This is a genomic window from Clostridium sp. MT-14 (assembly GCF_042436595.1).
In the GTDB taxonomy this organism is placed as follows: Bacteria; Bacillota; Clostridia; order Clostridiales; family Clostridiaceae; genus Clostridium_B; species Clostridium_B aromativorans.
Genome location: NZ_JBHMIY010000038.1, coordinates 19,199 through 28,249, shown reverse-complemented (window position 1 = coordinate 28,249; position 9,051 = coordinate 19,199). Strand labels below are relative to the sequence as shown.

9 protein-coding genes are annotated in these 9,051 nt (G+C 34.4%); 3 read left to right on the top strand and 6 right to left on the bottom strand.

Annotated features, from left to right (window positions below; all coding sequences use genetic code 11):
* The first annotated feature begins 91 nt into the window (after positions 1 to 91).
* Positions 92 to 1,192: a M24 family metallopeptidase gene (locus tag ACFHWD_RS18115; protein ID WP_378062840.1), complete on the top strand. Its 1,101-nt coding sequence runs from the start codon at positions 92 to 94 to the stop codon at positions 1,190 to 1,192.
* Positions 1,193 to 1,280: 88 nt separating this feature from the next.
* On the opposite strand, the gene ACFHWD_RS18110 is transcribed toward ACFHWD_RS18115, so the two are convergent.
* The gene (locus tag ACFHWD_RS18110; protein WP_150358958.1) at positions 1,281 to 2,141 is read right to left on the bottom strand and encodes a TerC/Alx family metal homeostasis membrane protein; all 861 of its coding nucleotides are present in this window, start codon (positions 2,139 to 2,141) and stop codon (positions 1,281 to 1,283) included.
* Positions 2,142 to 2,430: 289 nt separating this feature from the next.
* Between ACFHWD_RS18110 and dinB the strand changes: the two genes are divergently transcribed.
* Both dinB and hsp18 read left to right on the top strand, forming a co-directional pair.
* Entirely contained in the window at positions 2,431 to 3,633 is a 1,203-nt protein-coding gene (gene dinB, locus ACFHWD_RS18105) for a DNA polymerase IV (RefSeq protein WP_229981408.1), read from the top strand.
* Positions 3,634 to 3,879: 246 nt separating this feature from the next.
* Positions 3,880 to 4,326, top strand: a complete 447-nt coding sequence (hsp18, locus tag ACFHWD_RS18100) for a heat shock protein Hsp18 (RefSeq protein ID WP_150357498.1) — start codon at positions 3,880 to 3,882, stop codon at positions 4,324 to 4,326.
* Between the two features lie 45 nt (positions 4,327 to 4,371).
* On the opposite strand, the gene ACFHWD_RS18095 is transcribed toward hsp18, so the two are convergent.
* The 5 genes from ACFHWD_RS18095 to ACFHWD_RS18075 all read right to left on the bottom strand — a co-directional run bounded on the left by ACFHWD_RS18095 (position 4,372) and on the right by ACFHWD_RS18075 (position 9,035).
* Entirely contained in the window at positions 4,372 to 5,124 is a 753-nt protein-coding gene (locus tag ACFHWD_RS18095; protein ID WP_378062839.1) for a B3/4 domain-containing protein, read from the bottom strand.
* A gap of 1 nt (position 5,125) precedes the next feature.
* Positions 5,126 to 5,677 (bottom strand): biotin transporter BioY, encoded by a 552-nt coding sequence (locus ACFHWD_RS18090; RefSeq protein WP_150357500.1) that lies wholly within the window; start codon positions 5,675 to 5,677, stop codon positions 5,126 to 5,128.
* A gap of 155 nt (positions 5,678 to 5,832) precedes the next feature.
* The gene (gene map, locus ACFHWD_RS18085) at positions 5,833 to 6,588 is read right to left on the bottom strand and encodes a type I methionyl aminopeptidase (RefSeq protein WP_150357502.1); all 756 of its coding nucleotides are present in this window, start codon (positions 6,586 to 6,588) and stop codon (positions 5,833 to 5,835) included.
* A gap of 121 nt (positions 6,589 to 6,709) precedes the next feature.
* Positions 6,710 to 7,756, bottom strand: a complete 1,047-nt coding sequence (locus tag ACFHWD_RS18080; protein WP_229981409.1) for a flavodoxin family protein — start codon at positions 7,754 to 7,756, stop codon at positions 6,710 to 6,712.
* A 34-nt stretch (positions 7,757 to 7,790) separates the two neighbouring features.
* Positions 7,791 to 9,035: a lactate dehydrogenase gene (locus tag ACFHWD_RS18075; RefSeq protein WP_229981410.1), complete on the bottom strand. Its 1,245-nt coding sequence runs from the start codon at positions 9,033 to 9,035 to the stop codon at positions 7,791 to 7,793.
* Between the last annotated feature and the right edge of the window lie 16 nt (positions 9,036 to 9,051).

The window sequence follows — 9,051 nt, the reverse complement described above, 5'->3', positions numbered from 1 at the left end:
TTGCCATCTGGAATAACTTTGTAAAAAGGACTGGATTTAAACAGGATAAAGACAAATTAATATTATAAAATAAAAAGACGGAGGGATTTTAATGTTATTGTATAAAAAAATTGATAGATTGACGGAGCTTATGAAAAATGGAGGGATTGATGTACTTATAGTAGGACCTTCTGCTGACCTGGAATATCTTACTGGACTTCACCCGTTGATGGATGAAAGATTCAAAGCATTATTCGTATTTAGTGATAAGAGACACTTTTATATAGCACCTGAACTGTACTATGAAGAGACAAGAGAAGCGCTGGGAGAGGATATGGACATATTTAAATGGAGTGATGGAAAAGGCTTTATTCCAGCTATTTTAAAGGCAAATAAAAAATATGGTCTGGAAGGTAAAAAAATAGGAATAAACGACGGAATACGGGCGGTAGATATGATTGATGTCTCCAATGAGATCGATGTGAAGTTTATAAATGGAGTTAGCATAATGGAAAACTTGAAGATAATAAAAGATGAAGAAGAAAAAAATAATTTGAGAAAAGCTGCCAATATTGCAGATAAAGCTTTTGAAAATGTCCTAAAATTCGTAAAGCCTGGAATAACTGAAGGTGATATTAAAGATAAACTTGAGGAATTAATGGCAGAGTATGGAGGTGAAGGACTGGCATTTCAAACTATTATAGCATCAGGGCCAAATAGCGCCAGACCGCATTATAATGATTATGACAGGGTTATCCAGGACAGAGATGTAATCATAATGGATTTTGGATGCAGATATCATGGATATTGCTCTGACGAATCCAGAACCGTATTTGTAGGAGAACCTACGGAAGAGCAGAAAAAAATCTACAGTATTGTCTTAGAAGCTAATGAAAAGGGTGAAAATGTTGTAAAGGAAGGTATCAAAGCAGGAGATGTAGATCGTGCTTCTAGAGACATTATAAAAGATGCCGGATATGGAGAATATTTTATAAACAGAACGGGGCATGGTATTGGAACTGCTGATCATGAAGCACCCTATATAAGTGAAGGGAATAAGCAGGTACTCAAAAATGGGATGGCATTTAGTGTAGAGCCTGGTATATACATTGCCGGGAAGTTTGGTATGAGAGTAGAGGATATTGTATTATTAAATGAAGGAAAAGGTGAGATATTAAATAAAGTTACAAAAGATATGATTATAATCAAATAGAACCGCCAGTTCATTACACTGTGAGCCCGCCTTAGTCCCGCAACTAAATATTGCGGTGGCTTGACGGGCCTGTTATGGATTGTAAATTCTATTCTACAGTGTTTTTAGAAATTCTAGAACAGAGGGTTTTTCTTTTTTTATTTAAGATGAAAGAAATTAAAATGCTGATAATCATAATTGAGAATATAATTGCTAGGGATACTGCAACTGAAACATTTATGTGGAAAAATGTAATGGAGAGTTTGATTCCCGTAAATATCAATATACATGCAACTCCGTATTTTACATAGGCAAAGTTTTGATGGAGTTTTTCAAGTAAAAAGTACATATTTCTAAGTCCCAATATGGCAAAGATATTAGAAGTATACACTATAAAAGGATCGGTAGTTATGGAAAATACGGCGGGAATTGAATCTATGGCAAAAATTATATCTGAAGACTCTATCAATATGAGTATTGCAAACAATGGAGTTGCATAAAGCATTTTGTTTTTTTTGACGAAGAATTTTTCACCTTCTAGTTCTTTAGAAACAGGAACTATTTTATTTACAAGCCTGATTATCTTACTGTCGTTGAAGTTGTTTGATTTTTCCTTTTTTATAATCATTTTTATGCCGCTTATTATGAGAATAAGGCCGAATATATAGAGCATCCAGTGAAACTTATTGACAATGGTCACACCTAAAACTACAAATATCAATCTCAATAGTACCGCACCAAAAATTCCGTAAGTCAGCACTCTTCTCTGATATTGGGGTTTTATAGAAAAACTTTCAAATATAAGCAGAAATAGGAAAAGATTGTCTAGGCTAAGACTTTGTTCGATTACATATCCTCCTAGAAAAGATAGGGCTTTTTCCTGTCCCATGAAGATATAAATTCCGATATTGAAGAGCAAAGCTGATCCTACCCAGAAGCAAAGATGGAGTAGTGATTTTTTTGTAGACATAAATTTACCTCCTTGTAATTTAATAATTGATATCTGCACTTTGAAGCAAAAATAAAGACTCCTAACATAATTCGTATTTAAAATAGAATTATGTTAAAAGTCTTATTACCCTTAGGTTTATAAAGCCAGATTTAAAAATAAATCGAAATGTTGACTTTATAATTTAAATTACTCCCTTTTAACTACAAATATATAATTGTTGAAGCTTATGTTTATATAATAATATAGATTTTGAATATTATCAAGTTAATAATATAATATTAATAAAAGAACTTTTGAAGGTGGGAGTATGCAGAAGGTAATTTTTCTTGTAGATATGAATGCTTTTTTTATAAGCTGTGAAACAATAAGGCATCCTGAAATTATTGATAAACCTGCGGCAGTAGCAGGAGATCCCAAAGATAGGAGAGGGATTATTTTGACTGCAAATTATAGGGCCCGAAAATTTGGAGTTAAAACCACCATGGTTTTAGGTGAAGCATTAAAGCTTTGCCCCAATTTAATTCTCATTCCTCCTGACAGGGATTTCTATGCACAAAAATCCAGACAGATTATGGATATACTTTCCTCATATACACCCATTATTGAACAGAACAGTATTGATGAAGCATGGCTTGATATGACGGGCTGTGATAGAATATTTGGAAGACCTTTGAGATCAGCAGAACTTATCAGCCGCCATATTGACAGCGAACTGGGATTGGGATGCTCCATAGGTATATCAGAAAATAAATTTCTTTCAAAAATGGCTTCTGAAATGAAAAAACCTCTTGGAATTACAGAACTTTGGAGGAAGGATATTAAATCAAAGCTGTGGCCTCTTGACATTCAATCCATGTATGGAGTCGGGAAAAAAACTTCCCGAAAATTACAGTATATGGGAATTAAAACTATTGGAGATCTGGCGCTTTTTAACCGGGAATATCTTATAAAAAAGTTTGGAAGGGTTGGAGGAAAGATTCATGAATTTGCCAATGGCATTGACGATTCGAACTTAAAACGACGGATGAAAAACGATGTAAAATCCATTGGAAAATCCATTACAGTATCTCATGATGTTTTCAATATGGAAGAAGCCAAGGTTATTTTAATGAAGCTTTCTGATGAAATAGCAATGACTGCTAGAAAATATGGCAAAAAGGGCCGTATAGTGCAGATAAGTATTAAATATTCAAATTTTAAATCCATTACCAGGCAAGAACCTGTTGTTCCAACATGCTTGTCCAAAGATATTTATTCGGCGGGGATTGATCTGCTTGAAAAAAGCTGGAATATGCAACTGCCGATACGTCTGCTTGGAATAAGTATAAGCGGATTTCAGGAGGACTGTAAAATGAGGCAGATATCCATGTTTGACATGATGAAAAGTGATTTCGGAAAAGATAATTTGGATAGGGAACAAAAAATAGAAAATGTTATTGATTCTATACGTCAAAAATATGGATCCTCCATAATAAACAGGGCAGCATTGATAAAAAATATGGAAAAATAAAGATTTTATATATTTTTTATACTATGGCATAAAAATGATGAAAATTCTAGATATATAGGTAAAAATTTTTTTATTATTAAATTATATAGTATTATCTCAAAATAGCTTCTTTTTGCTATACAAATCTAAATGTTTTAGACTTTGACTTTCTTTGACCTTAGTTGTATTATAATAACTGTAATAAGGATTACCTCTATGAAAGGTAATCATAACAACATAATAATAATTTATGAGGAGGTATGTGTTATGTTTGATATGGTTCCATTTAGAAGGAATAATTCTTTGGCGAGAGGTGATATATTCGATAATTTTGTGAATTCATTTTTCAATGATGACTTTTTTGCACCGGTTAATGTAAATGGATTTGGAAAGGGATTTAGAGTAGACCTTAAAGAAGATGACGATAAGTATATAGTTGAAGCTGATCTTCCAGGCATTAATAAAGATGCAATAGATGTCGATTATAACAATAATTATTTAACTATATCTGCAAAGAGAGAAGATTCGAAAGAAGATAAAAATGAAAACTTTATAAGACAAGAGAGAAGTTATGGAGAGCTTAAAAGAAGTTTTTATGTTGATAATGTAGATGAAAATGCTATAAGTGCTTCTTTCAAGGATGGAGTTTTGACAGTAAATTTGCCAAAAACTGAAAAAGGCAGAAATAATGTTAAAAAGATAGATATTAAGTAGTTTTTAATCAAAGATGGGTACTACTGTGGGGGTAGTACCTTCTTTTTATTTTATCACATGGGTATATAGGATTTCGCCTTCTGCGTATTTTATCAAAAGGTCTTTAGAATAGCTCATATATTTTTCTAAATTTTTGTCTCCGTTGAAAGAAACTATGTTCATTAGAAGCTTTCTAGTACCTTCTGTTATCATAGCCCTTGTGGAATCAGAAGTAGTGCTTCCAAACTTACCTCTGCTGTCCTCAAACACAGGCATGTTTGACAGATTTACCTGGCCTTTACCTATACCTCTGTAAGATTCTCCTTCCTTCCCCAGGGTAAAATAAATTTCCGTATCTATTTTATCCATATCGTAGGAACATACTGAATGAGAAGAGTATATGGAAATTAAATTGTTTATGTCTACTATGTTATTGACTTTATAAAGTCCGTTTCCCTTAACTATACGGCGTGTTAGGGATTCAGAAGAAACTCTGTATCTGCTGGGATCTTTTCCAAATCCTTTATAGGCTTCTCTTGCAGCATGTATGTTGTCGATTTTTGAAATCTCAGGCAGACTGTATAGAGCAGCTATTTTATTTGATAGGAGAGATATTTCTTCTGTTAGTGCAGGGTCTGATTCCTTTACCTTTACCGCTGCTTCTATAGCACCGATGGCAATTTGAGAGCCAATTATGTCTTTTATACAATCTTGAATTTCTATGTTTATCATATTTATATTAAAGTGGCACCCCTTTTCTCTATAAAATGGTTTTATAGAATTATTATAACATATATTACTGGGAACCTGAATTTTCACATTATAGTTTTATCAGTTTTGCCCTTAAGAGAGATCCTTTTATTTTACATCCTGCTATATAGGCAACTACGACTTTTATTATATCAAGCGGAATAAAGGGAAGTACACAGAGGAATATTGCTTTTTGTATAGATATATTTGTTACAAAATGGAATTGAATTGTCCCAGCAGCATAACACATCACCAGGGTACCCATAAGCTCTGCTATGGAAAGTATATGATTTGAATCTTTTTCTGAAATTTTACCTATCAGATAGGCTATTATTGGATAACTTAATAAATAGCCTCCATTAGGACCAGCCAGAATTTGAAATCCGCCTGAAAAATTTGCAAAAACAGGTATTCCTATTCCACCTAAAAGTAAATAGATAAGTTGGGACAATGCTCCAAGCCTGCCTCCTAAAATTATGGCTGATAAATATACTGCAAATACCTGCATGGTGATGGGAACAGGAGTAAAAGGCAGTGGTATTGAAATTTGGGCCAGTATAGCTGTTATGGCAGTAAAAATAGCTGCGGTGCTCATCTCTTTAATGGAAAATTTTAAATTCATGGTTACATCTCCTCAAAGTTAATTGTTAACATATAAAATAATAATGGTTAACAATAACAGTATAGCTTCAATTCAAATCTTTGTCAATAAGATGTTCTATATATGAATATATACAAAATAAGCACCTTGTATCAGTGCTTATTTTATGATTTCCACTATATATTATCCTGATCTGTCAAGATCCTAGGGCCCTCGTCTGTTATGGCAATGGTGTGCTCGTATTGTGCGGACAGACTGCCGTCTGCAGTGCGTGCAGTCCAGTCATTACTGTCAACTGTAACCTCATAAGTGCCTGTATTTATCATTGGTTCTATGGTGATTACCATGCCATCTTTTAATTTAAGACCTCTTCCCGGTTTTCCGTAATGCGGCACAGCTACATCATCATGCATTACTTTACCTATACCGTGACCTGTATAGTCTCTTACAACTGAATATCCAAGAGATTCTGCATAGGTCTGTATCTCATGGCCTATGTCGCCTATTCGGTTTCCGACTACTGCTTTATCAATGCCCTTGTAAAGGCATTCTTTTGTAACCTTCATGAGATCCCGGGCTTCTTTTGATATATTGCCCACTGCATAGGACCACGCGGAGTCTGCCAGCCAACCATTTAGGTTTACAACCATGTCGATGGTTACAATATCTCCCTCCTTTAAAGGCTTCTTATTTGGGAATCCATGACAAACTTCATCATTTACAGAAGCACAGGTGGCATAGGGAAATCCCATATACCCCTTTTGTTCCGGACTAGCATGATGCTGCTCCAGATATTTTTCTACAAAGGAGTCTATTTCCATGGTGGTTATGCCGGGTTTTATCATTTTTTTTATTTCCCTGTGGCAGGATGCAAGTATTTTACCTGCTGCTGCCATATAGCCTATTTCCTTTTTAGTTTTTATATATATCACAATTATCGCCTCTATTTTAAAAATTAATGCATAAGCACTTATTATTTTAACATATTATTTTATAAAAAAACTCTTATGGAGTTTCTTTTTTATAATTTTGTATTATACCGTGGATGAAGAGTTATAAGCTGTTCATTATAGTAGCTGCAAAAGCTTTTGCCTTTAGCTCTATATCTGGCACTTCGAATATGGCTTTTGGGTTGTTGGCAGTTTCTGTAATTATTGAATTCGGAGGCAGTCTAAAGCCCTTATTTATATTGAGAGCTCCTATAAGCTGTTTTGCCACGGAATCACTTCCTGAATTTCCAGAAATAACTATTCCAAAAAGGGCCTTATTATAAAAGCTTATTTTGTGGTACAGGACAGTTAATCTATTTATGGTGGCAGTTAGATTTGCGCCGATGGAGTCATTATAATTTGGACAAAGCCATACTACCGCATCTGAAGATTCTATGGAAGGTAATACATTTTCTACCATGAAGCCGCCGTAAAAACAGCTGTTTTGTTTGCCGTAGTGCAGGCAGAGTCTGTAATGACAACCTTTGCAGTCAAGTATTTTGCCGTTTTCTATCTGCAGCTCTTCTATGGATATCTTTTTTAGATATTTAGAAATCAGATGCCAGAGATCAAGGGTATTGGATATTTTATGTGGAGATGAATATAAAACCGTTATTTTTTTTATTGCTTCTGAAGTTTTATATTCTGCAAGCCTCTTCCCGAGTTTAGAGCTTAGATTTATACATATTTCTTCCAGTGGAAGCCGGAGGGATTTTTGCCAGGTTAAGAAATTTTTTAAATTGACAGTGGCTTCTACCAGCGGATGCCCTATAAAATTGCAGCCCAGGTTATTTGCCATAAAAATTATATCCTGGGCAGCTCTTTTCGTTCCGAGCTCAGAATTGCTGTGGATGAGAAGTGCTGCAGTGGAGCCCTGGAAAATATTCCTGGATTTTGAATCTAAGTTGCTGAAAAAGTTGAGCATGGGAATGTCAAAATAAGTACTGCTGTCTAGTTCCAGTAAAAATAATATTTTTTTATTCTGAAAATCGGTATAGTATGCACTGCTTATATAATGTGCAATATCAAATCCTTCTATAAAACTATCTAGCATTTTCTTTAGTTGAGTGGATATTTTGTCATTTGGGCATATAACATAAACCTCTTTCATGATTTCACCCCCGTAAAGAAGAATTATAGCAAGGCTATGGTTTGAATTTTAACAGCTGTTTGTAGCTTTCTTCCAGTTTGCAAAATAATGGTTCTTTCATATCTTTGTAATATTCTAACTGAGTTCCGTAAGGCAGCAGCCTGTTTCTGCATCCCATGAAAGCTCCCCCAAGAAAAGTACTGCTGTAATTCCAGTCACCTTTTATGGTATTTATGATGGAAAAAGCACCTGAAGATAGGGCAGGGGCAATATAGGGTTTAAAACCGATGGATCTCATGTAAATATTGGCTTTTTTAGCCTTTTCGGTTAGATAATTCGATATTTCTTCATTGTAATTTTTGATGCTGTTGGCAACTATAAGCCCCTCTCCATGAGGGCCGAAAGATCTTCCCTCCTCAAGAAAATTTTCATGACCATTTAGTTTCTGCGAGTAATAGTTGGCTCTGGCGTTCATTACACCTAAGCCATATCCCCTTATCTGATCCGGCAATAATCCAGTACTTACTGCGGATTTGCAAAGTAAGTCCACTGGATCTGAAACTACTGCGAATGTACCGTGAAAATCACAATCTTTAGCTTTTTGAGCATAACTTTTTACTATCTTTGAATTACCTTCAAATTGTATAAGTCTTACATCAGATACTTTTTTACCAATTTCAGGTACACCCGTGGAAATACAGAATATGAACATGTCGCTTTTAAATAAGTCCTCTTCACTTTTTAAAGGCAGTATTCTGGGAAATAGAGAATTGGTATTGGAATCTGTAACTTGATTACATTCATATTCCCATCTTTTTATCTTGTTTTTATCGTGGTCGTATATGGATATAGTATTTATATATTTTCCACCTAATATCCTAAGTCCAGTAATTAAGCTTCCTCCTACATCTCCTAAACCAACTACAGTTAAATTCCATTTACGAAAACCGATATTATCATGGAAGACTGGAAAGATATGATCCAATTTTTCAGTCCAATCCGGGTAAGCTGTATTTAAACATATTAACCTGTTTTCTTCAATGGATTTTAAAAGCCAGTCTGGCAGGTTATAGTCCACAGAGCCTTTATACCGTATGAGTTTTAAACTCTCCCTGGGTGAAAATATTTGAGAAGGATGGGTTACATAATAGCACATTTTGGAACTATCTGTATTTTCATTCACCAGTCTGTAGATATATCCTCTATAAGTGGAAACGGTTTTTTCTTCAATGGATCTAAAAGGAAGATGTGTATCGGATATAAGCAGCTTGTTTTTATAATAATAATAGTAAAATTGCATTTTAACACCTCATTCT

Coding starts and splice junctions, on each gene's coding strand:
- ACFHWD_RS18115 (WP_378062840.1), top strand. CDS start 92: ATGTTATTGTATAAAAAAATTGATAGATTGACGGAGCTTATGAAAAAT.
- ACFHWD_RS18110 (WP_150358958.1), bottom strand. CDS start 2,141: ATGTCTACAAAAAAATCACTACTCCATCTTTGCTTCTGGGTAGGATCA.
- dinB (WP_229981408.1), top strand. CDS start 2,431: ATGCAGAAGGTAATTTTTCTTGTAGATATGAATGCTTTTTTTATAAGC.
- hsp18 (WP_150357498.1), top strand. CDS start 3,880: ATGTTTGATATGGTTCCATTTAGAAGGAATAATTCTTTGGCGAGAGGT.
- ACFHWD_RS18090 (WP_150357500.1), bottom strand. CDS start 5,677: ATGAATTTAAAATTTTCCATTAAAGAGATGAGCACCGCAGCTATTTTT.
- ACFHWD_RS18080 (WP_229981409.1), bottom strand. CDS start 7,756: ATGAAAGAGGTTTATGTTATATGCCCAAATGACAAAATATCCACTCAA.
- ACFHWD_RS18075 (WP_229981410.1), bottom strand. CDS start 9,035: ATGCAATTTTACTATTATTATTATAAAAACAAGCTGCTTATATCCGAT.